The following is a 23,356-nucleotide window of genomic DNA, read 5'->3' on the forward strand; positions in this document are numbered from 1 at the left end:
GGGGACGTGCTCGTGCTCGTCGGCCGCCAGCAGCAGATCGACATCCTCGTCGAGGACAACCTCGACCACGCGGCCGCGACCCGGATCGTCGACCGGCTCTACGCATTCGGGTTCCGCGACGAGCCGAACGGCGTGGTTGTCATGTCCGCCGAGCGGCATACCGAACTGCGCGGGAACGAGACCGTTCAGGCCGTGCTCGCGTACGAGCGGCGCTTCCGCCTCGATCCGGACCACCCATACACCGAGCGGCAGCGCCTCGACGAGGAGCGGCGGCTGCTCGGTCTCGTGAAGGGACCGCAACCGATCCCGGCCCTGGCCGGCTGGTCGTGGGCGCTGTGGTTGTTGGCGCTGTAGTTGTTGGCGCGGCGGCCGTGCTCGGCGCCCTTGCCGTCACGACCGGGTTCGCCGTCATGGGGATCATCGGTGCCGCCTCGACGTGGGTCGCGGCGGCGGTCACGGACGTGCTGGGGCACCGGCGCCGGGCGTGGATCCGGCGTGTCGGGTCGGTGCTGGTGGCAGGCGTGGCGGCGATCGGCGTCGCCGTCGTGGCCGGTGGATCGGTTGCCTCGGCGCTCGGCTCCGGAGCTGTAGTCGGGCTGGCCGGGCACGCCGTGGTGCGCGGTGTGCCGCTGTGGTTCGGCGGGCGCACACCGGAGGTGCGTGCCCTCCGGGAGCTGCGGGTTCGGCTGGCGCTGCTCCACGGGTTCGGCCGGCTCGTCACATGGCACTACCGCATGTCGGTGCGACCGACGGAGGCCGAGTCCGAGGTCCTGCGCGGATACATCAGGGACGCCGCCGCCCTCTACGCGCCGCTCAACGCGTGGCTGCGCGGGGGCTCCTTCCCCGGGGGCGATCCGGCGCCGCTCGCGACGGCGCTGCGGACGATCGTCGGGCTCTTCGCGCGGTATCGGCTGCCAGTGGCGATACGCGTGAACCGGACGGACGGTCGCCTGTTCCTGCTGCCGAGGTACCCGATCGGCAGCACGTTCACCGACGCCGGTGTCGTGTCGACGTCGATCTGGCGGAGCCCCTTGGACAGGCAGGTCGACATGACGATCCTCGTCCCGGCCGGTACGGAGGTCATCCGCCCGCTCGGCGTCGGCGCACCGCGGGACGAGCGTGAGGTCATGCTGCCACCGGGCACCCGCTTCATGGTGCTGGCGGACAGGCGTGGATCACGGATCGGCAAGGACCTCGTCGAACGCCGCATCGCCCTGGTGGCCGTGCCGCCGGTGAACGGCGCGGATGACCCTGCGCTCACGACACCGGAGGCGGTGGCGGTGCTCGCCCGCCACGGCGTGGACGCGTGGCGCCTCATGGAACCTCGTGGTCGTTGACGGGCCCGTTTCAGCAGCCGCACGGTTCACGAGGCTGTTTCCCGTCAGCCCGAATGTCTGCGGGCGGCGCGCAGCGCGACCGGGGCGCCTGCGAGGTCAGCGGTCTGCATTGCTCTGTTGCCGCGTTGGGCCGCGATGCTCCACCCTGACGTCGTGGCCGCTCTCCCGGTCGTCAGAATCGGATGTGCTGCCGATGAAGACGGTCTAGCTTCCGTGATCCCGGACCCTGGCCGTCGGGCGTGGAGGATCCGGAACGCGGAGTCCGGGACGGAACAGCTCTTGGTTGCCGAGGAGGGTTCTCGGATCGTCGGCGCGGTCTCGATCCGCTGGAACGGTGAGTGCGATCCGCCGAACCCGTGGATCTACGGGGGCGAGGTCGAAGAGGCCTGGCGTGGTCAGGGCGTCGGCTCGCTTCTGTGGCGCGAGGCCCATCGAGCGTGTTCGGCTCGTGGTGCACTGGCGGTGAGCCTGGACGTCGACTCGACGAACGCAAGAGCGCGCCGACTGTACGAGCGACTGGGGTACGAGGTCGTCGGTCCGCACGCGCACCAGTGGGTGGCACGGGATCCGGAAACGGGCGCCGTGGCCGCCGAAGGTGTTGCTGAAACTTGGCTGATGAGGTGTCGCCTGCCAGTCGTGGGGCCGGCGAGCCCGGCGCCTTGATCCTGTAGAGCGGATTCGGCCGCGACGTGCGGTTACGGCTCATCCCCACATTGACGCCAGTGGACGAGCGCCGGGGCCGGCAGACTCGCCCCGACGGCGAGGGCGATGAAGTGGCTCAGTTGCTGCGAACGCTGTCGACCATGAGAACGACAAGGGCCCAGCTCCGGTGTGGACACCGTCTGAGCTGGGCTTTTGCAGTGGAGCGGATGACGGGAATCGAACCCGCGTATTCAGCTTGGGAAGCTGATGTTCTACCATTGAACTACATCCGCATCGTGCTCCCGAAGCGTAGCACCTCACGCTGGGTGATCAACCTCGCTGGTTTCGTACACCCATCTGAGTGGTTCTCACTCGAACGGAATTCTCTTCGGCGGTCTGGGGTCGACGTCGTGTCGCAGTCCGGTTCACACTGTCCGGACCCGCAAGGCCAGCTCCCCCGGCCGCTAAGGACCCTGAGCATGACCGAGTTCGACCCCCGTCTGGGACCGCTCCCGGATCAGGATCACGACCACGACGTGCTCCTGATCGCGGGCAGCCGTCCGGAGGTCGCGCGGCTGGCGCCGGTCGCCACCGCGTTCGGCAACGTGGACCGCATCCGCGCGCTCACCGTCGCCACCGGGCCCGATCCGATGGCCGTGCACGAGGCGTTCGAAGCGCTCGGGGTGCCGGCCGACATCACGATGCTGCTGCGCGAGCCGCCCGACCCGTACCCGGCCGCGACCGCGGCGGCGCTCATGTCGCGGCTCGACGGCCTGCTGGTCGACCTCGACCCGTCCGCCGTGATGGTCAACGGCGGTGGGATGACGGCGGTGGTCGCCGCACAGGTCGCCTTCTGGCGGCAGATCCCGATCGTGCACCTGCAGGCCGGGGTCGCGTCGGACGACCTGCTCTGCCCGTTCCCGCAGGAGGCCAACCGCCGGGTGATCGGGCAGCTCGCGTCGCTCTTCCTCACCACCGACGGCTCGGCGCTCGGCAACACGACCGGGCCCAACACGATTGCGGTCGGCGACACGATGGCGGCGAACCCGCAGCCTGCCGACCTCCGGTTCGCCCGACTCGTCCGCAGCGTGCGCGCGGGCGGTCCGCGGGTGGTGCTGGTCGGGCTCGACCGCGCCGACTCCCTCGGGGTGCTCGCCGGCCTGCCCGACCTGCTGGAGCGCGAGCCGGACATCCACGTCGTCCTGTTCGGCGAGCTCGCGGCGCACGGCGTGGCGCACCCGCTCGCGCTGCACAACCGCGCGACTGTCGTGCGCAGCCTTCCGCTCGCCGAGCTGGTGGGGCTGATCGCCGCCAGCACCGTGCTGGTGTCGGACAACCCCGAGCTGGTGGCCGACGCGCCGGGCCTCGGCACACCCGCCGTGCTGGTCGACGGCCCGCACGTCCCGCAGCCGGGCGACTCGATCCGCAGCATCCACAGCCCGGCCGTCATGATCACGATTCGGCAGCTGCTGGCCACGCGGTCCACCACCACGATCGAGCCGTCGGACGGGCTCGAAGCCGCGCGCGTCGAGCAAGCGGTCGCGTGGATGTTCGGGCTGTGCCCATCCCCGGTGTTCACCTCGCCCTTCCCCACGAACACCGACGTCTGAGGCCCGCGACTGGGCCGTTAGGGTTGGCCCGTGCTGCTCTCGGACGGTGATCTGCGCAAGGAGCTGGAGTCCGGGCGTCTCGTGCTCGACCCGTGGGAGCCCGCGATGCTCCAGCCGTCGAGCGTCGACGTGCGACTCGACCGCTACTTCAGGGTGTTCCAGAACTCGCGCTACACCCACATCGACCCGGCGGAGCAGCAGGACGAGCTGACCTCACCGGTCGAGCCGGAGGGCGACGACCCGTTCGTGCTGCACCCCGGCGAGTTCGTGCTGGGCTCGACGTTCGAGTCGGTCTCGCTGCCCGACGACCTCGCCGGCCGGCTCGAAGGCAAGAGCTCGCTCGGTCGCCTCGGCCTGCTGACGCACTCGACGGCCGGGTTCATCGACCCCGGCTTCACGGGGCACATCACGCTCGAGCTCTCGAACGTCGCGAACCTGCCGATCACGCTGTGGCCGGGCATGAAGATCGGGCAACTCTGCCTCTTCCGGCTCTCCAGCCCCGCCGAGCGCCCCTACGGCAGCGACGGCGTCGGCTCCCGCTACCAGGGGCAGCGCGGTCCGACGCCGTCGCGGGCGCACCAGAACTTCCACCGGGTGGAGACCCGCCGCCAGTAACACCCCTCAGTGCCGCGGGTCCCACTTGAAGTTGCGGGACGCCAGCACCGCGAACACGATCGGCCACGCGACCGTCGCCACCAGCGAGGGCAGCCCGGCCGGGAGCCCGCCCGGTCCGGCGACCCACATGTCGCCGTTCATCGCGATCTGCACCAGCGTCCCCATCGCCGCGCCCGGCACGACGACGAGCGCGTGCCACCAGCCGTCGAGCGGGATGACCGCCATCGCGATGGCAGCGCCGAGCAGCACGAACGTCAGCGGCAGCGTCGTGATCTGGCTGCGCTCCGGGGTCGGAGTGACGATCGACGTCGCGAGCGCCGCGGTGACGGCTAGCGCGACGCCGCCCACGACCGCGACGATCAGCGCGAGCGGGTCCAGCGGTAGCGGCGCCCCCGTCACCGCGTTGATCACCGCGAAGATCACCAACTGGGCCACGCCCAGCACGACGCTCGGCGCGATCGTCGCGGTGAGCAACCCCCGGTCGGTGAGCCCTGTCGTGCGCATCCGCTTGAGCACCCGCGAGTGCCGGCGCGCGACCAGCGTCTGCGTCCCCGTCACGTAGATCCCCATGCCGAGCACCACGGCCAGTTGGAGCGCGACGACAACGGCCTGCCGGGCCGGATCGCCCCCGCTGTCGAACGTGATCGCCCAGAAGATGCCGAGCGCTACCGGCAGGATCATCGAGCTGACCGCCACCGTCTTGTTGCGCAGGATCAGCTTCGTCTCCGCGGCCGCGAGCGCGATCACCGGATTGCCCGGTACCGCCGTTGCCGGCGTTGCGGTGGTCATCGGGAACCCTCCTGCTCGTTGCGAACCGCGTGGTAGACCTCGGCGAGCGACGCAGGCGCGGCTCGCAGGTCGGGCAGCTGCACCCCTCGTTCAGCTGCCCAGTTGAGGAACGTGGTGAGGTCGGCCTGCAGGTCCGCGGTGCGCACGCGCAGGCGGAAGCCCTCGACGTCGGCCCTGCCCGCCAGTGCCGGCAGCTCCCCCGAGCCTGCCGGTACCGTCGCGCTGAAGCTCGCCGGCTGCGCCGCGACGATCTCCGTGAGCGTGCCGGACACCGCGATCCGACCCTCGTGCATGATCGCGACCCGGTCCGCGAGCGCCTCGGCCTCCTCCAGGTAGTGCGTGGTCAGCAGCACCGTGCGGCCGGCCTCCTGCAGTTCCTGGATCGCGTCCCAGGTCCGGCGGCGCGACTCGGGGTCGAGGCCCGTCGTCGGCTCGTCGAGCACCACCAGCTCCGGCGACCCCCACACCGCCAGCGCCAGGTCGAGTCGCCGCTTCTCCCCACCGGAGAGCTTCCCCACGGCGACGTCCTGCCGCGGGCGCAGCTCGAACCGCTCCAGCAGCCGCTCCGGGCGGTCGGGCCGCTCGACGAGCCGCTGCCACAGCTCCAACGTCTCGCGGACGGTCAGCTCCTCGATGAAGCCGCCCTCCTGCAGCTGGACGCCGATGCGGTGGCGCAGCCGCGCCCTGTCGACGGCCGGGTCGAGCCCGAGCACGGACACCGATCCCCCGGTCCGCGTCCCGAACCCCTCCAGCACCTCCAACGTGGTGGTCTTCCCGGCGCCGTTGGTGCCCAGCAACGCGAAGATCTCGCCGCGGTGGACGTCGAGGTCGATGCCCCGCACGGCCTCGAACTCGCCGTACCGCACCTGCAAACCGCGGACCGTGACCGCGAGACCCGGCCCGGACGGGGCGGCGGCCCGTTCGCCGAGTTCGGTCGTCTGTGTCATGGGAACGAGGTTCGTCCGTGCACGCAGGTGACCGGTAGTAGCAGCGGTCACCGCCGCGGCTGACACCACGTCGGCGTCGGGATGACAGGTGTCATCACCGGGGCGGCGGCGCCGGGCCGACCGCCCGGCGTCGGTTAGGTTCGTTGTCGTGACCGGAACGCCGCTGGCAGGGGCCGACGAGCGCACCGTGCGCGCGGCGCGCCGCTTCGGGCGCATCGGGCTGGCGATCACGATCTTCTGGCTGCTCATCGCACCGGTGTCGGCGCTGACCTTCGGGGCACCGATCACGCCGCCGTGGGCGATGGCGCCGATCTTCGTCCTCTACCTCGTCGCCGTCGGGTTGCACGTCTGGCGCATCCGCGAGCTGGTCACGTCGCTCGGGAAGCCGGCACAGCCGTGGTTCATGGCGAGCGCGGCGATGGTCGGGGTGGCGCTCGCCCTGGTCGGGCTGGCCACCAGCTACACCGGCTTCATGTGGTCGCTGGTGGCCGGGGTGCTGCTGGGCGACATCGTGGGTGGGCTGCGGGCCCGCTGGGTCGTCGTGTGGGTCGCCGCCTCCACCGTCGTCGTCCTGGGCGGCGGCTACCTCGTCAGCGCGGCGCTGTACGAGACGTTGCCGTTCGAGGCGACGCCGTGGTTCAGCGTGGCGATCGCAAGCATCTACATCGCATCGATGTGGACGGTCGACTTCGAGCGGCTCTGGTGGCTCAAGGCCGTCACCGACCTCGACGACTCCCGCCGGGTCGCCGCCGACCTCGCCACGGCCCGCGAACGGCTGCGTCTCGCCGACGACCTGCACGACATCCTCGGGCACGCGCTGGAGGTGGTCGCGTTCAAGAGCGAGCTCGCAGCACGCCTGCTCGACGCCGACCCGGCCCGCGCGGCCGCCGAGATGGAAGAAGTGCAGCGCGTCGCGCGCGAGTCGCTCACCGAGGTGCGCTCGCTCGTGCGCGACACCCGCTCGATCGACCTGGTGACGGAGCTGGCCGGCGCGCGGGCGGTGCTCGACTCGGCCGGCATCCGGCTGGTGGTGCACGGCGAGCCGGGATCGCTCGGCGCCACCGCCCGCAACGTCTTCGGCAGGGTGCTGCGCGAGGCCATGACCAACGTCCTGCGGCACGCCCAGCCCAGCAACTGCACGATCGAGATCGACGTGCAGGAGGGGACGGCGCGGCTGCGGGTCGTCAACGACGGGGTGCTGCCGACGCACGACGTCGACACGGGCACCGGGCTCGTCGCGCTCGGCCGCTACCTCGACGAGCACTCGGGCAGCCTCGAGTCCGGGCTCTCCGCCGACGGCACGTTCCACCTCGACGCCCGGCTGCCGGTCGCCCGATGATCAGGCTGGTGCTCGCCGACGACGAGTCGCTCACCCGCGGCGCCGTCGGCACGCTGCTCGGGCTCGAACCGGACCTCGTGGTCGTCGGCGAGGCCGCGACCGGCGACGAGGCGGTCGCCAGCATCCGTGAGCACCGCCCCGACGTCGCGGTGCTCGACGTCGAGATGCCCGGTCGCGACGGCGCCGAGGTGGCGAAGTGGGTGGCGGCCAACGAGCCGGCGGTCCGCTGCATCATCCTCACCCGCCACGCCCGGCCCGGTGTGCTGCGGCGCGCGCTCGCCGCCGGCGCCGCGGGGTTCGTCACGAAGAGCGCCCCCGCGAGCGTGCTGGCCGAGGTCATCCGGCGGGTCCACCGCGGCGGCCGCTACGTCGACCCCGACCTCGCGATGACCGCCCTCATGGCCGAGGAGTGCCCGCTCACCGACCGCGAGCTGGAGGTGCTGCGCAATGTCGAGGCGTCCGGAACGGCCGCCGACATCGCCGGGCGCGTGCACCTCTCGCCGGGGACGGTGCGCAACTACCTCTCCTCCGCCATGCAGAAGCTGGGCGCGTCGACACGGGCGGAAGCCGCGCAACTCGCCCGCGACAACGGCTGGCTCTAGCTTTCAGCCGGCCGCCTTGAAGAACGTGCAGCGCGAGCCGAGCACCGAGCGGTGACCGGTCTCCGCGACGTCGGTGAAGCCCGCTTCGCGCAGGCGCTGCGGGATGGCGTCGCCGGAGTTGGCGGCGAGGCGCCGGTTGCGCCGCAGCGGGTTGTGCTCGTGCTCGCCCCCGAAGTCGACGATGTGCAGGCTGCCGCCGGGCCGCAGCACGCGCCGGATCTCCGCGAGCGCCGTGACCTGCGCCGGGCCGTCGAGGTGGTGCAGCGCGAGCGCGGTCAGCACGCGATCGAAGCTCGCTCCCTCGAACGGCAGGTCGCCGCCGAAGCCACGCACCCAGCGCACCGGCAGGCCCGCCCGGTCGGCCTTGAGCTCGGCCCGCGCCAGCGCGAGCGGGTCGGGGTCGAGCCCGTTCACTGTGGCGGCGGGATGGCGGCGCGCGACCGTGAGTGCCACGTTCCCGGTGCCGGTCCCGACGTCGAGCACGTCGTGGTCCGGACCGATGGCGGCCTGCGCGACCAGGTGGCGGTGCAGCGAGCGGGCCCCGACGAGCTGGGTGAACGGGTCGTAAAGCGGCAGCAGCCAGTTGCGGCCCATGGCGGGGATGTAGTCGTTCGTGGTAGACAAGCCGGTCTCCGATCGCAGTTCTTTACGGTCCCCACCGAGTGTTCTTGCGTCCTCACCAGCGCGCCATGGAGGATCTGCGGCAGCCATGGAACGTTCTTCGGTTCCGGTCGCGGTCTACGACCGCATCCCCGGGGTGCCGCCGGTCACCGTGTTCCGGGTCGGCACCGCCGGTGAGCTGCCCACGACGGAGCTGCTGGCCCGTCCGCACACGCACGACTTCATGGTGCTGCTGTACGTGGTGCGGGGCATGGGGAGCTTCCGCAAGGAGGGTCGCGAGTGGCAGCTCACGCCCGGCGACCTCTTCCTCATCTCACCCGGCGAGGTCATCGACCCCGGCCCCGCCTACGCGTACACCGACGTGGACGTGTGGATCGTCCTGTTCCCGCCCGACGTCGTCGAGTCGGACGCGTTCCTCTCGTGGCGGTCGCACCCACTGCTCTTCCCGTTCGTGCGCGGGCTGGCGGGCGGCGCGCAACGCGTCCCCGTCCCGGACGGGGACCGCACCCGCATCACCGACCGGTTCGCCGCGCTGCACACGGAGCTGCGGGAGCGGCGCGACGGCTACCACGAGGCCACGCTCGCGCACCTGACGTTGCTGCTGGTCGACGTCTCGCGGCTGGCGGGCGACGTCGCCGACGGGATGGTGCTGCGCGACGAGCCCGTGCTCGCCGCCGTCTTCGACACCATCGAGTCGCGGTTCACCGAACCGATCTCGCTGAGCGATGTCGCCGCCGACGTCGGGCTCACCGCCGGCCACCTGACGACGCTCGTCGGGCGCAAGACCGGCCGCACCGTGCAGCAGTGGATCACCGAGCGGCGGCTGGTCGAGGCCCGCAAGCTGCTGGCCGGCACGGACCTGACGGTGGCGACCGTGGCGCGCAGGGTCGGCTACCGCGACACCGGCTACTTCATCCGCCGGTTCCGCTCCGCACACGGCATCACTCCGTTGGAGTGGCGGACGGCCGGACGCCCGTCCACGACCCCGGCCGGCCGGTAGCCTCGGGCAGCGATGGACGAGCGCCGCGACACCCCCGCCCGGCTCCCGGTCGCGCGCACGCCCGGCGAGCCGCCCCCGGCGGAGCGTCGTCGCGGTCCCCGCTTCTCGTGGCGGGCGCTCGTCCGCTCGCCGCGCGGCGCCGTCGGGCTCGCCGCACTCGCGGCCGCGCTCCTGCTTTGGCCGTTCTCCGGCCTGTCGTGGATCCCGTGGCTCGCGGGTCTCGGTGCGCTGCTCGTCCTGCGGATCCTGCGGCTGGAGGGCCCGCTGCGCGGCTGGGACCTCCCGCTCGCCGCGGTGATCGTCGTCGTCGGCCTCATGCTGAGTACCGGGCCGTGGGCGTGGGCGTTCGCCGCGAGCATCGGGGTGCTGCTCGCCGGGCTCGCGCAGCTGCCGTGGTGGCGGCTCGCCGCGGTCGGGGCGGTGCTGTGCTTGATCACCGGTGCCGGGTTCGGGTTCGCGAACTGGCAGACGCGCGAGCAGGCGGCCCGAGAACATGCCGCGACCAGCGAGCGGACCTTCGCCGTCATGGGCGAGCGGAAGCCCGAGCGGGTGCTCGGCGCCTTGCTGGAGGGCATCGGTCAGGGCGACGTGGTCGGCGTCTGCGGCCTGATGGACGAGCAGGCGCGGGCGGCGTTCGTCCAGGCCGCCAAGACGGCCTCGTGCGCCGACGCGGTGCTTGCGTTCAGGCAGGCCGCCGGCGCTCCTCCGCGATCCGAGCGGCTCGACGCGACGGTCGTCCCGGTCGGAGGTGCTTGGCTAGCCGACGGCTGCCGCACGGCATGGGCGCAGGCCCCGCTCGGCGGGCCGGCGCTGGGCCGTCTCGAAGTGCGCAAGTCGGCACCGCCGGGCGAGACCTACTTCATCGCCGCTTTCGCGGCGTGCTGACGCCCGTCAGCTGCTGGACTCCTGCTCCTGCTCCTGGTCCTGCTGCTCGGCGGTCGCGTCCGCCTGGGCTGTCCCGTTCGTGGAGGCGTCGCCGCGCTTGACCGCGGTGAGCAGCATCTGCGCGACGTCCTGGACCTGCACGTTCTCGCCCGCGCCGGCCGACTGCTTCTCGGTGAGCCCGTCGGTCATCATCGTCTTGCAGAACGGGCAGCCGACCGCGATCGTGCCTCCTGCGCCGGCGCCTTCGAGGGTGGTGAGCGCCTCCTCGGTGCGGTTGACGTTCACCCGCTGCCCGATCCGCTCCTCCATCCACATCCGCGCGCCGCCCGCGCCGCAGCACATCGAGCGGTCGGCGTGGCGGGGCATCTCGGTGAGCGTCGCAACGGCCCCGACGAGCTCGCGCGGCTCCTCGTAGACCTCGTTGTGGCGCCCGAGGTAACACGGGTCGTGATAGGTGACCGGCGCCTTCTCGTCGGCGTCGGGTGCCGCGACCGGCACCAGCTTGCCCTCGCGGACCAGCTTGTTCAGCAGCTGCGTGTGGTGCACGACCTCGTAGTGCCCGTCGAGCTGCGGGTACTCGCGGCCGAGGGTGTTGAGGCAGTGCGGGCAGGTCGTGACGATCTTGCGGGTGCCCGGCTCGCGGCCCTCGAACACCGCGTTGAGCACCTCGACGTTCTGCTGGGCGAGCATCTGGAAGAGGAACTCGTTGCCCGACCGCCGGGCCGGGTCGCCGGTGCAGGTCTCCTCCGGCCCGAGCACGGTGTAGTTCACGCCGGCGCGGTGCAGCAGCTCCGCCGTGGCCTGCACGGTCCGCTTCGCGCCGTCGTCGAACGCGCCCGCGCAGCCGATCCAGAACAGGTACTCGACCTCCGGCGCCAGCTCGCCGTCGAAGACGTTGACGGTGAATCCGAGCTTCTTGGTCCAGTCGAGGCGCTCACGCTGGTTCTGGCCCCACGGGTTGCCCTTGTTCTCCAGGTTCTTGAAGAGCACCCCGAGCTCCGAGGGGAACTCCGACTCGATCAGCACCTGGTGGCGGCGCATGTCGACGATGTGGTCGACGTGCTCGATGTCGACGGGGCACTGCTCGACGCACGCGCCGCAGGTGGTGCACGACCACAGCACGTCGGGGTCGATCACCCCGCCCTGCTCGAGGGTGCCGACGAGCGGGCGGGCGGCCTGCTCGGGGCCGGAGCCGCGGACGCGCTCGAAGCCCGACTCGGGCACCCCGTGCACGTTCTCGTGGTCCTTGAGCCCGGCGGAGAAGTCGATCGCGCCTTCCTCGGGCGCGTCCTTGCCGCCGATGATGTAGGGCGCCTTCGCGAGCAGGTGGTCGCGCAAGTCCATGATCACCAATTTGGGTGAAAGCGGCTTGCCCGTGTTCCAGGCGGGGCACTGGCTCTGGCAGCGCCCGCACTCGGTGCAGGTCGCGAAGTCCAGCATCCCCTTCCAGGTGAAGTCCTCGATCTTGCCGCGCCCGAAGACGTCGTCCTCGCCCGGATCCTCGAAGTCGATCGGCTCGCCGCCCGACTCCATGACCGGGAGCGGGCCCAGCGCCTTCGGGAAGCGCTTGGCCGAGACGTTGATCGGCGCCGTGAAGATGTGCAGGTGCTTGCTGTAGGCGATGATGATCGTGAACGCCAGCATCACGCCGATGTGCAGCAGCAGCCCGACGCTCTCCAGCACGTACAAGGTGCTCTCCGGCACGCCGCGGAAGAGCTGGCCGACAGCGATCGACGCCCATGCACCCGACTCGTACGGGAACACACCCACGGCCGCGGACGCGCCGCGGAACAGGAACATCGTCCACAGCACGTTGAAGATCATGAAGAGGATCAGCCACGCACCGCCGGTGTGCGAGCCGTAGAAGCGCGACTTGCGGGCCTCGCGCTCCGGGTTGTTGCGCAGCCGGATCACCGAGAACACACCGAGCGAGATCAGCGCGAGCACAGCGATCGTGTCCTGGAGGAACCCGAGCACCGGCCAGCGGCCGATCAGCGGGATGTGGAAGTCGTGGTCGAACAGCGCGCCGTAGGCCTCGAGGTAGACCGACGCCAGGATCACGAACGCCCAGAAGGTGAAGAAGTGCGCGAGCCCCGGCACCGACCACTTCAGCAGCTTGCGCTGCCCGAACACCTCGACGAACTGCGCGCGGACCCGCTGGCCCAGCCCGTCGGTGCGGTCGTTCGCGGGTTGCCCCGATTTGATCAGCTTGTAGATCCAGAACGCCCGACGGCCGGAGATCGCCAGGGCGACCACCGTCATCAGAATGCCGATGACCAGTCTCACAACCACGGGTTCCTCCCAGGACCGCACAGGCGAGCGGGTGGTGGACCGCCGCCGTTGCGCAGCAGACTAATCCGCTGCTCCCGTCAGATGCCGGAGGCGTTCCGGCAGATCAGAGACAACCTACTCATGGGTAACCCATGGCTTCCATGTGACGTTGCCCCAACTCTGCGTACCCGCTTGGTCGCAGCCGCTGACCGGCTGCCGTCACTCGATCGGTTCAGCAATTCGTTGGAATGGCGCAGTGGGCCGTCTGAGCAGGCATGTTGCTGTCCGTGCGGCCGCGGTGCCGCCGTGCGAGCGAACCTCTATGCTCGCGCTGGTCAGCATGGTCTACTCGATGCGGATCGGCGCGCCGATCCGGAAGCAGACCAGGTCGGGTGCCACCTGCCCGAGGGGGTCGGTATCGGCAGCCTCGGGCGTGGTCGGCACCACGAGGAGGAGCCGTCATGACCGGACCCGAGGCCCTTGCGCTTGCTGCGCAGGGCCTGACCACCACTGGTCTTCAGGGCTGGATCCAGGACAACGTCGTACCGCTCGTCCTGCTCGGCATCGCGATCATCCTGCTGTGGATCGGCGGCCGTGGTGACAACGCCGGTGTGGCACGGCGCAGCGTCGGGCTCGTCATCGGACTCGTGGCGCTCGGCATCGCCGTGTCCGGGAACGGCCCGGAGATCGGCAATTTCCTGGCCGGCCTCCTCACTGGGTGATCGAGTGCTCGTCCGCACCGACGACGAGGTCTACCGCGTCGACTCCGTATGGCTCGGTCCACCGAGAGCAACCTTCCCCTGGCGTGCCCGGTACGTGAGCTATGGGGTAGGACTACTCACCATGATCTTGATCATGTTCATCCAACGGCGGGTGGGCATCGGTCTGGACTTCTTCTCCGTCGCGTGGGCGCTGCTGCTGACGGTGGCCATCACCCGCTTCATCGGGCAGCGGATCGACTACGAGCGCCCGCTCGGGCAGGTGCTGGAGCTGTTCCGGCACGAGATCACCGGGCCGCGGGTGCGCACCGCGGCCGGGGGCGGTCCGGTCCGTTCCGGCCACGTGCGCGTCGGGCCGGCCGTGCGTCCCCGCAAGGCGCGCAAGCACGGGAAGGGGCGTTCGCGTGCGACGTCGTGACGCCGCGCGCGACTCCGGGAGGTCCAGGAAGAACGCCGCCGCCGAACCGCAGAGCGGTCGCCGCGGCCGTGCGCTCGCGGGCGAGGCCGGGCTGCCCAAGTACGTCCCCGAGATCGCGCTCCGCTCGATAGAAGGCCACCTGACGCGGACCGGCACCCAGGTGATGGCCTGGTACCGGCTCGCGGCGCAGGCGTGGAGCTTCCGCAGCGACTCCCAGCGCGAGGTGCTGATCCGGCAGATCGCCGCGCAGCTCGGCGAGCTGCAGGGGCGCTGGCTGCACCTGCGGGTGACGACCCGGCCCTATCCCGTCCACATGTGGGCGGAGTCGTTCGACAACAACGCGCTCGGCCGCATGCCCGACGTCGCCGGCGCGCTCGGCTGGGACGGTTTCCTCGAGGGCGAGCAGCGCCACCTCATGGGCTTGTCGATGTCGGACAAGGAGGTCTTCCTCGGCATCGAGGTCTCCGGGCGCAGCATGCTCGACCGCTGGGTGGAGAAGGCGGCTCCGGTGCTCGGCAAGGTCGCCCCCGCGGCGGTGCGCGCCGAGATCGCGGCCCTCGAGTCCGAGGTGCGCCACCTCGACTCGCTCGTCGCCGGCAGCGGGCTCGACGCCATGCCGGCCACCAGCGACGACATCGCGTGGCTCATGCACCGCTCCTGCGCGCTCGGGCTGCCGGCGCCGCGGACGATGTCGATGATCCCCGGCACCGTCACCCGCTGGGAGACCGAGGACCTCGCCGCGTTCACCGACGGCGTCGACATGCACCAGGAGCCGTACGCGCCCACCGTTCGTGTGGTCGGCCGGATCCGGTCGCAGACCATGTCGCGCAACGTCGCCGTGCTGAGCGTCGGGCTGATGGAAGGGCTGCGGATCCCCGAGGTCGACGACCCGTGGATGCAGCACTCCGACCGGCTCCCGTTCCCCGTGGAGTGGTCCGCGCGGATCTACGTCCGCAGGCCGGAGGAGGTGGCCGGCGAGCTGCAGCGCCAGATGGGCAAGGTGCGCAGCCAGATCAGGCACTACACCCACGACCACGACCTCGACCCGCCGATGTCGCTCGCCCGCCAGGCCGACCGGGTGCTGGAGGTCGAGGACGAGCTGACCAGCGGGCTCACCCAGCTCAACACCCGCCTCTACGGGTGGTGGCGGATCGCCGTCGCGGGCAAGGACGAGTCGGAGGCGATCGGCCGGGCGCAGCAGGTCCTCGACATCTACCGGCCCAAGGTGCAGATCGAGCACCCCGAGGCGCAGTACCGCTACGCGCGCGAGTTCATCCCGGGTGAACCGCTCGCGTCGACGGCCTACCGCAGGCGCGGGTCCGTCACGTGGGCGGCGGCCGCGGTGCCGGCGGCCACCGCCTCTGTCGGCGACCGGCGCGGCATCATGATCGGCGAGACCTGCACCGCGACCCGCAGGCCGGTGGCGTGGGACCCGTGGCTCGCGCAGGAGGTGCGCAGGGCGTCCGGCCTCACCGCGGTCGTCGGCGGCCTCGGATCCGGGAAGTCGTTCCTGACCGGCGTGATCGTCTACAAGACGCTGCGCTCCGGCGCGCACTGGACCGTGCTCGACCCGTCGGGGCCGCTCGCCGAGCTGACCCGGCTCCCGGAGCTGGCGCCGTTCTCCCGCCACATCAACCTGCTGCGCGCCGACCCCGGCATCCTCAACCCGTACCGGGTGGTCGCCGAGCCGCGCCGCGACCACTTCCTCGACGAGGAGGACCCGGAACGAGCGTGGCGGCGCGAGCGCTCGCTCGCCGCGGCCACCCGCCGCAGGCTCGTGCTCGACGTCCTCACCGGGTTGCTGCCGTTCGAGGTCGCGAAGCTGCCGCACAGCCGGATCGTGCTGCTGCGGGCCGTCCGCGAGGTCGGCGGTGCAGCCGACCGCCACCCCGGCCAGGTGATCGACGCGCTGCGGCGCCACGCGCGGGAGGGCGAGGAGCACGCGGGGGTGGTCGCCGACTTCCTCGAGGAGCGCCGCGAGCTGCCGCAGGCCGCGCTGCTCTTCCCGGACGCCTCGCGCGACGACCCGTGGCAGGCCGACCGGGACTACCGGCTGACCGTGCTCACGATGCAAGGAATGACGCTGCCGCGTCCCGGCAGCCCGCGCGAGGAGTGGACCGACAACGAGGCGCTCGCCGTCGAGCTGCTGAACCTGGCGTCGTGGCTCACCCAGCGGACGATCTACGACGCCGACCGCAACCTGCGCAAGGGGGTCGCGCTCGACGAGACGCACTTCCTCTCGCAGGTGCCGACCGGCAAGGTGCTCATCGACCGGCTGGCCCGTGACTCCCGAAAGTTCAACGTGCGGGCGCTCTTCGCGTCGCAGCTCGCCGGCGACCTCCTGCGGGTGTCGGGCTTCGCGTCGCTGGTCAACGCCGTGTTCGTGGGCCGGACCGACGACGACGAGGCGCAGGGCGAGGCGCTGCGGCTGCTGCGTGTGCCCACCGGGGTCGGCTACGAGCAGATGCTCGGCACGCTCTCCCCCCGCCCGCGGCACGACGACCGGCCGGACGACACCCCGCGGCAGTTCATCTTCGCCGACGGGCACGGCGGGGTCGAGAAGATCCGCATCGACCTCGAGGCCCCGCACCTCGAACACGTCCGCGAGGCGCTCGACACCAACCCGGACGCCAGCCGGGTGGCCGCCAGGGGCGTCCCGGCCGCGACGGCCTACCCGGCGGTCAGGGCTCCCGACGAACCGCCGCCGCGCGGGCCGGAACCGATCAGCGGGCCCGTGCTCGGCGGCCCCACGATCGACGACCGACGCGCCCACCGCATCGTCGACCAGCGCATCGACCAGCGCATGGTCCTCGCCGACGACCTCGACGACGACGAGTTCGCCGAGCTCGACGACCCCGACGGGCTGCTGCGCGACGGCAACGGGCACCGGAGCAGCTCGACGGTCCTCCCCGGCGGCGCCGCACTGCTCGACGACGAGGCGCTCGACCTGCTCGGCGACGTCGACGTGGACGACGGCATCGAGATCGTCGAGGGCGCGCCCGGCGACGGGCGCGACCGGTCGTCCGGGGAGGCCGTGAGGTGATCCCCGGCTGGTTGCCGGCAGCCCTCGTCCTGCTGGCCGCGATCCTTGTCGCCCGGCGCAGGAGCCGCCGGACCGAGCCTCCCGGACCCCGATCCCCCCGCCATGCGGCGCTGCTGGTGGTCGTCGCGCTCGTCGGCGGATCGGTGCTGCTCGGGTCGCCCGCGATCGCGCAGCCGTTCGACTGCAAGCAGTCGCCGGAACCCGACCGGCCCGGGACCGGGCTCGTCGGGTCCCTGGACCCGCCGACGCTGAGCGCCGGTGAGCCGGGCAGCGTCTACAACGAGGTCGGCTACGCCGGGCTCGTCTGGCACAACTACGACCTCGGCTGCGCCGGGTCCGCGGTGTTCAACCCGGCGAGCACCACCGACACCTGGCTGGGCAACCAGGGCTTGAACGCGGCCAAGTTCACCGTCGGCGGCGTCAACTGGGCGCACTACCTGATCGCCGACGGCGGTGAGCTGCTCGAACCGCTCGACAAGCTGGTGAGCGACGGCACCCGCGCGATGTACGACGCGGTGTTCACCACGTGGATCGGCCCGGTGCTGGCGATCCTCGCGGTGATCCTGCTCTTCCTCGCGCTGCGCGGCGATCTCGCGCGGCAGGCCCAGCGCGCCGCGTTCGCCGTCGCCGCGCTCGTCGTCGGCTCGGCCGCCTACCTCGCGCCGGTGGACTGGTCGAAGGCGGCCGACGGGCTGCTGCTCGACGGCATCACGCAGATGCAGGAGGGTTTCCTCGGCCAGATCGGGCTCGGCGACCGCGACACGTTGCCGACCGTGCTGGTCGAGCAGGTCGTCTACCAGAACTGGCTGCGCGGCGAGTTCGGCGCGCCCGAAGTGCCGCAGGCGCAGGAGCTCGGCCGGGACCTGCTGCGCGCGCAGACGTTCACGAAGCCGGAGATCGCGGAGCGCAAGGACACGCTGGAGCTGGCCGAGCAGAAGAAGGCCGACTTCGCCGCGCTCGCCGACCGGATGGGCGACCGCTACCCCTACTTCCAGGGCAAGGCGGGCAACCGGGTCGGCGTCGGGATCCTGGCGGTGGTGCAGGCGATGTGCATCGCGCTGTTCCAGCTGCTCTCGAAGGTGCTCGTGCTCGTCGCGATGCTGCTGCTGCGGCTGCTCGTGATGACAGCGCCCGCGATCGCCGTCGTCGCCATCCTCAAACCGGACATCCTGCCGGCGCTGCTGCGGGTCGCGGGCGCAGCGATCGTCAACACGCTGGTCGTCGGGGCGCTCGCCGGGTTGCACGCGCTGCTCGTGATCTCGCTCTTCCGGCCGGGGTCGGGCATCGACCTCTGGCTCGCGCTGCTCGTCACGGGTGTTGTGACGGTGGTCCTGTGGGCCGTCGCGCGGCCGTTCCGCAGGCTGGTGTCGATGGTCTCGCTCACCCGCGAGCAGTTCGGCGGCATCGTGCCGGGCGCCGGCACCGGCCCGATGTCGCGCGTGTGGCAGCGCGTGCGCGGCGGGCCCACCGAGGATCGCCAGTCGCGCTGGTGGGACGAGCGCCGCGGCGCGGCGGAGGGCGCCGGCGGCATCGACGGCGCACGTCCGGAGTCGGAGGCCGTCGGCCGCGTCAGCGTGCGGGCCACCCGGGTGCCGCGGCAGCGCACGGAGGCCGACGTGCCCACCCCCACGCTCATCCCCGCCGCACGCCGGCAGGCGCTGCCGAGCGGGCCGGAGGGCGGCCGCGTCAGCCAGTCGGCGCGGCCGAGCTGGTCGGATCCCGGTGAGGTCGACGACCGGACCATCTACCGCAGGCCCGACGCCGTGCCGCTGCGGCCGGGCAGCGCACGGCCCGTGCAGGCCGAGCTGGTCGACGGCGTGCCCGTCTACCGGATCTACCGGCCGCGCCCGACGCAGTCGGCGTACGGCCCGAGCAGCGGGTCGGGCTGATGCCGATCCGATCCCCCCGCGGCCGGTCGGCCGCGTACCGCGGGCTGTGGCAGTGGCCGCTGCGCTCGCCCGCCCGGCTCGTCGTGACGCTGGTGGTGCTCGTCGCGGTGGCCGCCGGCGTCGGGTTCGGCGTCGCCGCGCTGAGCGGCCCGAACCGCAGCGGCCTGCCGCCGCTGCCGTCCGCGGGCGCGACGAGCACGGCGCAGCCGCCGCGCCAGCGCACACCCTCGTCACCCACCCCGACCGTGCTGCCGCCTGTGCAGGACCTGGAGCCGACGACCCTGGCGACCAGCCAGGCCTCGCCCGTCGCGCTGGACGTCGCGGCGCGCTGGACGACGGCGTGGCTGCGGCCGCCCGACGGCACCCCCGTGCAGCAGTGGCTCGACGGCCTCCGCCCGCTGACGACCGACGAGTACCTCGGCGTGCTCAGCGGCGTCGACCCCGCGAATATCCCCGCCACCCGCGTGACGGGCCCGCCGAAGCCCGTCCGCGTCGCCGGCAGCTCGGTGCGCATCGAGGTGCCGACCGACGCGTTGACGCTGCTCGTGCTGGTGGTCGACACGGGAGCCGGCTGGCGGGTCGCCGGCTACGACAAGGTCTGAGCGTGCCGTGAAGCTGTGGCGGCTGCTGGTCCCGGTGGTGGCGATCGCCGCCGCGCTGGCCGTGTTCCTCGGCATCGCGTTCGTCGCCTACACCGTCGGGACGGGTGGCGGCGTGTACGGCACCTACGGCAGCTGCGACGCGGCGCTGCGCTCCTCCGGCGCGCTGGCCGGGGGCCGGGCGGGCGTCACCGCGAGCACGCTCAGCGACGAGCAGCGGCAGAACGCCACGACGATCATCGGCGTCGCCCGGGACCTGGGCGCGCCGCCGCGGGCCTGGCTGGTGGCACTCGCCACCGCCATGCAGGAATCGACGCTGCGCAACATCAACTACGGCGACCGCGACTCGCTCGGGCTCTTCCAACAGCGTCCCTCGCAGGGCTGGGGATCACCGTCGCAGGTCACCGATCCCGTCTACAGCACGACGATCTTCATCGAGCGCCTGCTCGAGGTGCCGAACTGGGAGGGGCTGCCGGTCACCGTCGCGGCACAGACCGTGCAGCGCTCGGCGTTCCCCGAGGCCTACGCGAAGTGGGAGCCGCTCGCGTCGGAGCTGGTGCAGCAGCTGGCGGACGTCGCCAACCCGGCTGCGGCGTGCGGGCCTGCAGTGCTCGCCGAAGGCGTCGCCCGCGCGGCGATCGGGTTCGCGCTCGGCGAGCTGGGCAAGCCGTACGTCTGGGGCGCGACCGGGCCGAACACCTACGACTGCTCCGGCCTGATCATGCGCGCGTTCCAGTCGGCCGGGATCAACCTGCCGCGGGTGTCGCGCCAGCAGTTCTACGCCGGCGGCCACGTGCCCGTCGCCCAGGCGCAACCCGGTGACCTGCTGTTCTACGCGACCGATCCCAGTGATCCCGCCACGATCCACCATGTGACCATGTACCTGGGAAATGATCAAATGGTCGAGGCCCCCTACACCGGCGAGGAGGTCAGGGTGCAGCCCGTTCCGTGGGACTATCACGAGCTCGTGCCGCTGGCCACCCGGCCTGGTACGACCCCGAACCGCGCCTGAGAACGGGTACGAGCAGGAGTTCGCAATGCCCCCCGATGCACCCACCCCGGCCTCCACGACACCGGTGCAGGACTACCTCGACCGCCAGGCGCCCGGCGCCACCGCCGACCACCTCGTCGTGCCGCGCTCGCTCGCGCAGTCGATGCCGCTGCGCTGGCAGCAGGTGTTCGTCGGGCTCATGGCCGATCTGCACGACGCGTACGCGCACATGTCGTGGCCCGACTACCGCGTCGTGCCGAGCCGCTGGGAGCTGCTCGTCGACCTCGACGAGGAACAGCTCGCCGCCGCGGGCTTCCACGCCGACCTGGGCCCCGACGGCGAGCTCGAGTACCGCGACGCGGAGGAGAACCTGGTCACCGCGCCCGAGACGCACCGCGTGCTCGCACCCATCGCCGACCCCCTGCCCCCCGCCGCGGCGGGCCGGGTGGAGCCGAGGCCGGCCGCACCGATGTGAGCCGGGCTACGGCCGGCTAGCGGATGCCAGCAAGTAGCTCGTCCAGGTCGGAGACCATGCGGGCCTCGTTCGTCGGACCGATCGTGACGACGTCGCCTGCGTCGGTCGGCCGCCGCAGCTGCCGGAAGTGGCCGGCCGGGGTGCGGTGGAAGCCCACCACCCCGGACGCCCGCCGCACGCGCGTGCCGTCGCCGAGGCGGGCCGATGCGCCGAGCTGGCCGCGCAGGCCCGCGCCGCGGCAGGAGCCGACGAGCGCGCGGACATCGGCACGGTCCGTGCCGAGGCGGACCAGCTCGTCCGCGAACGCGTCGGACTCGACCGTCCCGGCCGATGCGGCGGCGTCGAGCACCCCGGCCGGCAGCCGCACGTCGCGCCCCTGACCCGGCACGATCGGCCCCAGCAGCCCGATGAGCGACCGGCCGAAGTCCTCCGGCGGCACCCAGAGCAGCGCGATCTCCTTCGCGCGGCGGACGGCGAGCGCGCACCGTCCTGCTCTGCAGGAGGCAACCCCGGCGACGAGCGTGTCGGCGAGGTAGCGGATGTCGGCCGCCCACTCGGGGTAGGCGAGCGTCGCCATCAGCTGGGCGACGTCGCCGCGGGGATGGCTGCCGTTGCCGAGCCCGCGCTGCTGCATGGCGTGCAACGCGCCCTGCACGATCGCGCGGCGGGCCTCCCAGGTGCGGCCCGATCGCGGCGGGTCGAGCTGCCACGGGGTCTCGCCGAGATCGAGCATCTCCCACGTGACCTCGAACTCGGTGGTGCTCAGCACGATCGCGTGCGCCCAGTCGGGGGTCATTCGTCCCGCCCTTCGATGACGCCCTCGGTGTGCGGCGGGAGCGGGACGTCGAACGCCTCCGTCGACGGGATCCAGTAGCGGGTCTTGCGTTCCGTCGGCTGGTCCCCGCCGCCTGCGCCGGCCGTGCCCATGAACGGCGTGCCGTGCCCGAGCGGCCGGGCGCCTTGCGGACCGGGACCGCCGGGTGAACCGGGCCGCTGCCCGTGCGGCTCGTTGCCGGACGAGAGCTTCGTCCCGAAATCGTGGCCGGTCGTGCGGTTCGGGATGCCGCTGCTCGCCGGGTTGCGCCAACCGGGAGCGGGTGGACGGCTACCTGCTGTCGGTTTGTTCTGGTCGAACGCCTGGAACGGCGGCGGATAGGCGCTCGTGTTCGACGCCGTCGTGGGGAGGGCAGGCCCGAGCCGGTCGAGCGGGGTGCCCGGGAGCGGCGGGACCGCGGGGCCCGGAGGGATGTTGGCGGTCGGCGGCGGCACGCCGTTCGGCAGTGCCGTGAGCGTCGGGCCGGCGGGCAGCCCGACCGGTGCCGGCTGCGGCCCGTTCGGCAGCACACCGGTGACCGGGGTGAACGTGGTCGCTGCTGGGACCGGGCCGGCGCCCAGCGGTGTCTGCGGGGGCAGCGCGGGGCCGGGACCGGTCGGCCCGCCGTTCGGGGCGACGGAGGCGGTCTCGATCGTGGGGAACGCGCCCACCGCCGCCCGGCTCTGCGCTTCGTGGTCGTAGAGGGCCCGGTTCGCAGCTGCCTCCGACGTGCGGTTCTCATCGACGGTGGCCATGAAGTCGGACTGGATCTCGAACAACCCCACCGAGTTGAGGCTGGTCCCGTACACGTCGATGGCCAGGTCCAACCAGTCGTAGGCCCCCGGGTCCTTCCAGAAGACCTTGCCCCGCATGTCGTCGAACGAGCGCCCGTAGCCGTCGACGGACCCACTCCCACCCTGCCCGGCCGCCCCGACCGTGCCGCCACGGTTCGCGGCGGTGTGCAGAACCTGCCCCGCGGCGACCGCGGCGTCGCCGGCCCATGTGACGCCCATCTCGGTCATCACGGTGTCCACGGCCTGGTCGGAATCGACGTAGGAGATGCCCATGTTCCCCAACATCGCCCGGGTCGGATCCACCGCCGCGCTGCCGACAGCGGTCGTCGTCCAGCTCGCCTTCTCCTGCAACGGGATGTTCTCGTAGAGGTAGTAGCCGATGTCGATCATGTCATCCACCTGCTTGTCGGATCAGGGTCTGCATCGCGAACTCGGCCGCCGTGCGCGCCTTCTGACAGGCCTGCTCGTCGGTCGAGTCGCTGCCGCCGTTGTTGATGAAATAGGTGACGACGAGCGCCTGGGTATCGGCGACATCGATGACGAAAATGCACTGGCTACCCCGGGGGGCGTATGGATTTCTGGTCCGTACCGCGGGAAATCCTGCGACGACAGTTGAAGATGCTCCGGGAGTTTGAAGTGCTGGGCCGGCTCCTGCTCTCGCGCTGGTTTCAACCGAGTAGGATATGTAGGCCGTGCTGGAATTCGCGCGCCACGAGCACCGCCTCGACCCAGGTGTGTCATCCGCTCTCGACGGATTCATGCTGGGCATCCCGATGCCCAACAAAGATCGACTCTGCTGATCGAGTGCGGAGCATGGATCGAAGTTGTCGACAGGAACATCTCGCGGACGACTGGGGAGTGCTGGAGGAGGAGTTGTGGTGGGTGCGTCCGGATGCGAGAGGGTGCATCCAGTAGATGCCAGCACCGACACAGTCACGGCGAGCATCACGAGACGG

General features: G+C 71.8%; 23 protein-coding genes and 1 tRNA gene. 16 read left to right on the top strand and 8 right to left on the bottom strand.

All coding sequences use genetic code 11. The features are described 5' to 3' along the window. The first annotated feature begins 6 nt into the window (after positions 1-6). The 3 genes from LL648_RS05830 to LL648_RS45700 all read left to right on the top strand — a co-directional run bounded on the left by LL648_RS05830 (position 7) and on the right by LL648_RS45700 (position 2,000). Positions 7-354 carry a hypothetical protein gene (locus tag LL648_RS05830; RefSeq protein WP_232661362.1) on the top strand — a complete coding sequence of 116 codons (348 nt, stop codon included), beginning with the start codon at positions 7-9 and terminating at the stop codon, positions 352-354. After that, the gene (locus LL648_RS05835; protein ID WP_232661363.1) at positions 336-1,337 is read left to right on the top strand and encodes an ADP-ribosyltransferase; all 1,002 of its coding nucleotides are present in this window, start codon (positions 336-338) and stop codon (positions 1,335-1,337) included. Before LL648_RS05830 ends, LL648_RS05835 begins: the two co-directional genes overlap by 19 nt. Before the next feature lie 135 nt (positions 1,338-1,472). Continuing rightward, positions 1,473-2,000, top strand: coding sequence for a GNAT family N-acetyltransferase (locus tag LL648_RS45700; RefSeq protein ID WP_374111987.1), 528 nt, complete (start codon positions 1,473-1,475; stop codon positions 1,998-2,000). A gap of 198 nt (positions 2,001-2,198) precedes the next feature. On the opposite strand, the gene LL648_RS05840 is transcribed toward LL648_RS45700, so the two are convergent. After that, positions 2,199-2,272 (bottom strand) — tRNA-Gly (locus LL648_RS05840). 186 nt (positions 2,273-2,458) lie between these two features. Here LL648_RS05840 and LL648_RS05845 point away from each other — a divergent pair. Both LL648_RS05845 and dcd read left to right on the top strand, forming a co-directional pair. Further along, a complete protein-coding gene (locus LL648_RS05845; protein WP_232661364.1) occupies positions 2,459-3,589 on the top strand; it encodes a UDP-N-acetylglucosamine 2-epimerase in 1,131 nt (376 codons plus the stop codon). 30 nt (positions 3,590-3,619) lie between these two features. Then, the gene (gene dcd / locus LL648_RS05850) at positions 3,620-4,204 is read left to right on the top strand and encodes a dCTP deaminase (protein WP_232661365.1); all 585 of its coding nucleotides are present in this window, start codon (positions 3,620-3,622) and stop codon (positions 4,202-4,204) included. A gap of 6 nt (positions 4,205-4,210) precedes the next feature. On the opposite strand, the gene LL648_RS05855 is transcribed toward dcd, so the two are convergent. Continuing rightward, on the bottom strand, positions 4,211-4,993 hold the full coding sequence (locus LL648_RS05855; RefSeq protein WP_232661366.1) for an ABC transporter permease: 783 nt from the start codon (positions 4,991-4,993) through the stop codon (positions 4,211-4,213). Further along, positions 4,990-5,940, bottom strand: coding sequence for an ABC transporter ATP-binding protein (locus LL648_RS05860; RefSeq protein WP_232661367.1), 951 nt, complete (start codon positions 5,938-5,940; stop codon positions 4,990-4,992). The genes LL648_RS05855 and LL648_RS05860 overlap by 4 nt, the downstream gene beginning before the upstream one ends. A 148-nt stretch (positions 5,941-6,088) precedes the next feature. Between LL648_RS05860 and LL648_RS45035 the strand changes: the two genes are divergently transcribed. Together LL648_RS45035 and LL648_RS05870 are read left to right on the top strand one after the other, a co-directional pair. Further along, positions 6,089-7,279, top strand: a complete 1,191-nt coding sequence (locus LL648_RS45035; RefSeq protein WP_232661368.1) for a sensor histidine kinase — start codon at positions 6,089-6,091, stop codon at positions 7,277-7,279. After that, positions 7,276-7,881, top strand: a complete 606-nt coding sequence (locus tag LL648_RS05870; RefSeq protein WP_232661369.1) for a response regulator transcription factor — start codon at positions 7,276-7,278, stop codon at positions 7,879-7,881. The genes LL648_RS45035 and LL648_RS05870 overlap by 4 nt, the downstream gene beginning before the upstream one ends. Before the next feature lie 3 nt (positions 7,882-7,884). On the opposite strand, the gene LL648_RS05875 is transcribed toward LL648_RS05870, so the two are convergent. Further along, the gene (locus LL648_RS05875) at positions 7,885-8,505 is read right to left on the bottom strand and encodes a class I SAM-dependent methyltransferase (RefSeq protein WP_232661370.1); all 621 of its coding nucleotides are present in this window, start codon (positions 8,503-8,505) and stop codon (positions 7,885-7,887) included. A gap of 85 nt (positions 8,506-8,590) precedes the next feature. Between LL648_RS05875 and LL648_RS05880 the strand changes: the two genes are divergently transcribed. Together LL648_RS05880 and LL648_RS05885 are read left to right on the top strand one after the other, a co-directional pair. Next, entirely contained in the window at positions 8,591-9,502 is a 912-nt protein-coding gene (locus LL648_RS05880; RefSeq protein ID WP_232661371.1) for an AraC family transcriptional regulator, read from the top strand. Positions 9,503-9,514: 12 nt separating this feature from the next. Then, positions 9,515-10,387 (top strand): hypothetical protein, encoded by an 873-nt coding sequence (locus LL648_RS05885; protein WP_232661372.1) that lies wholly within the window; start codon positions 9,515-9,517, stop codon positions 10,385-10,387. Positions 10,388-10,393: 6 nt separating this feature from the next. Here the strand turns inward: LL648_RS05885 and LL648_RS05890 are convergent, their stop codons facing one another. After that, entirely contained in the window at positions 10,394-12,679 is a 2,286-nt protein-coding gene (locus LL648_RS05890; protein ID WP_232661373.1) for a (Fe-S)-binding protein, read from the bottom strand. A 440-nt stretch (positions 12,680-13,119) separates the two neighbouring features. On the opposite strand from LL648_RS05890, the gene LL648_RS05895 reads away from it, so the two are divergent. The 7 genes from LL648_RS05895 (at position 13,120) to LL648_RS05925 (ending at position 20,792) form a co-directional block, all read left to right on the top strand. Beyond that, positions 13,120-13,380, top strand: coding sequence for a hypothetical protein (locus tag LL648_RS05895; RefSeq protein WP_232661374.1), 261 nt, complete (start codon positions 13,120-13,122; stop codon positions 13,378-13,380). A gap of 133 nt (positions 13,381-13,513) precedes the next feature. Then, complete coding sequence (locus LL648_RS05900; RefSeq protein WP_232661375.1) at positions 13,514-13,795, top strand: hypothetical protein; 282 nt, start codon at positions 13,514-13,516, stop codon at positions 13,793-13,795. A 163-nt stretch (positions 13,796-13,958) separates the two neighbouring features. Further along, positions 13,959-16,838, top strand: coding sequence for an ATP-binding protein (locus LL648_RS05905; RefSeq protein WP_232661849.1), 2,880 nt, complete (start codon positions 13,959-13,961; stop codon positions 16,836-16,838). Continuing rightward, on the top strand, positions 16,835-18,727 hold the full coding sequence (locus LL648_RS05910) for a hypothetical protein (protein ID WP_232661376.1): 1,893 nt from the start codon (positions 16,835-16,837) through the stop codon (positions 18,725-18,727). The genes LL648_RS05905 and LL648_RS05910 overlap by 4 nt, the downstream gene beginning before the upstream one ends. Then, positions 18,727-19,329, top strand: a complete 603-nt coding sequence (locus LL648_RS05915; protein ID WP_232661377.1) for a hypothetical protein — start codon at positions 18,727-18,729, stop codon at positions 19,327-19,329. Before LL648_RS05910 ends, LL648_RS05915 begins: the two co-directional genes overlap by 1 nt. A 7-nt stretch (positions 19,330-19,336) precedes the next feature. Then, on the top strand, positions 19,337-20,338 hold the full coding sequence (locus tag LL648_RS05920; RefSeq protein ID WP_232661378.1) for a C40 family peptidase: 1,002 nt from the start codon (positions 19,337-19,339) through the stop codon (positions 20,336-20,338). Between the two features lie 25 nt (positions 20,339-20,363). Then, entirely contained in the window at positions 20,364-20,792 is a 429-nt protein-coding gene (locus LL648_RS05925; protein WP_232661379.1) for a hypothetical protein, read from the top strand. A gap of 16 nt (positions 20,793-20,808) precedes the next feature. On the opposite strand, the gene LL648_RS05930 is transcribed toward LL648_RS05925, so the two are convergent. From LL648_RS05930 to LL648_RS45705, 3 genes are read right to left on the bottom strand one after another with little or no spacing between them, the layout of a single operon-like run. Next, positions 20,809-21,588, bottom strand: coding sequence for an ESX secretion-associated protein EspG (locus LL648_RS05930; protein WP_232661380.1), 780 nt, complete (start codon positions 21,586-21,588; stop codon positions 20,809-20,811). Beyond that, positions 21,585-22,790: a hypothetical protein gene (locus tag LL648_RS05935; RefSeq protein WP_232661381.1), complete on the bottom strand. Its 1,206-nt coding sequence runs from the start codon at positions 22,788-22,790 to the stop codon at positions 21,585-21,587. The genes LL648_RS05930 and LL648_RS05935 overlap by 4 nt, the downstream gene beginning before the upstream one ends. A 1-nt stretch (position 22,791) precedes the next feature. After that, the gene (locus LL648_RS45705) at positions 22,792-23,346 is read right to left on the bottom strand and encodes a DUF3558 domain-containing protein (protein ID WP_374112006.1); all 555 of its coding nucleotides are present in this window, start codon (positions 23,344-23,346) and stop codon (positions 22,792-22,794) included. Positions 23,347-23,356: the final 10 nt, after the last annotated feature.

Origin of the sequence: Pseudonocardia sp. TRM90224 (assembly GCF_021245725.1) — a bacterium.
GTDB lineage: Bacteria > Actinomycetota > Actinomycetes > Mycobacteriales > Pseudonocardiaceae > Pseudonocardia.

What these genes read in the sequence shown, in the direction of transcription:
- LL648_RS05880 (WP_232661371.1), top strand. Translation starts at nt 8,591, where the DNA reads ATGGAACGTTCTTCGGTTCCGGTCGCGGTCTACGACCGCATCCCCGGG.
- LL648_RS05900 (WP_232661375.1), top strand. Translation starts at nt 13,514, where the DNA reads ATGTTCATCCAACGGCGGGTGGGCATCGGTCTGGACTTCTTCTCCGTC.
- LL648_RS05860 (WP_232661367.1), bottom strand. Translation starts at nt 5,940, where the DNA reads ATGACACAGACGACCGAACTCGGCGAACGGGCCGCCGCCCCGTCCGGG.
- LL648_RS05845 (WP_232661364.1), top strand. Translation starts at nt 2,459, where the DNA reads ATGACCGAGTTCGACCCCCGTCTGGGACCGCTCCCGGATCAGGATCAC.
- LL648_RS05925 (WP_232661379.1), top strand. Translation starts at nt 20,364, where the DNA reads ATGCCCCCCGATGCACCCACCCCGGCCTCCACGACACCGGTGCAGGAC.
- LL648_RS05915 (WP_232661377.1), top strand. Translation starts at nt 18,727, where the DNA reads ATGCCGATCCGATCCCCCCGCGGCCGGTCGGCCGCGTACCGCGGGCTG.
- LL648_RS45705 (WP_374112006.1), bottom strand. Translation starts at nt 23,346, where the DNA reads ATGCTCGCCGTGACTGTGTCGGTGCTGGCATCTACTGGATGCACCCTC.
- LL648_RS45700 (WP_374111987.1), top strand. Translation starts at nt 1,473, where the DNA reads ATGCTCCACCCTGACGTCGTGGCCGCTCTCCCGGTCGTCAGAATCGGA.
- LL648_RS05895 (WP_232661374.1), top strand. Translation starts at nt 13,120, where the DNA reads ATGACCGGACCCGAGGCCCTTGCGCTTGCTGCGCAGGGCCTGACCACC.
- LL648_RS05935 (WP_232661381.1), bottom strand. Translation starts at nt 22,790, where the DNA reads ATGATCGACATCGGCTACTACCTCTACGAGAACATCCCGTTGCAGGAG.
- LL648_RS05885 (WP_232661372.1), top strand. Translation starts at nt 9,515, where the DNA reads ATGGACGAGCGCCGCGACACCCCCGCCCGGCTCCCGGTCGCGCGCACG.
- LL648_RS05905 (WP_232661849.1), top strand. Translation starts at nt 13,959, where the DNA reads ATGGCCTGGTACCGGCTCGCGGCGCAGGCGTGGAGCTTCCGCAGCGAC.
- LL648_RS05855 (WP_232661366.1), bottom strand. Translation starts at nt 4,993, where the DNA reads ATGACCACCGCAACGCCGGCAACGGCGGTACCGGGCAATCCGGTGATC.
- LL648_RS05870 (WP_232661369.1), top strand. Translation starts at nt 7,276, where the DNA reads ATGATCAGGCTGGTGCTCGCCGACGACGAGTCGCTCACCCGCGGCGCC.
- LL648_RS05930 (WP_232661380.1), bottom strand. Translation starts at nt 21,588, where the DNA reads ATGACCCCCGACTGGGCGCACGCGATCGTGCTGAGCACCACCGAGTTC.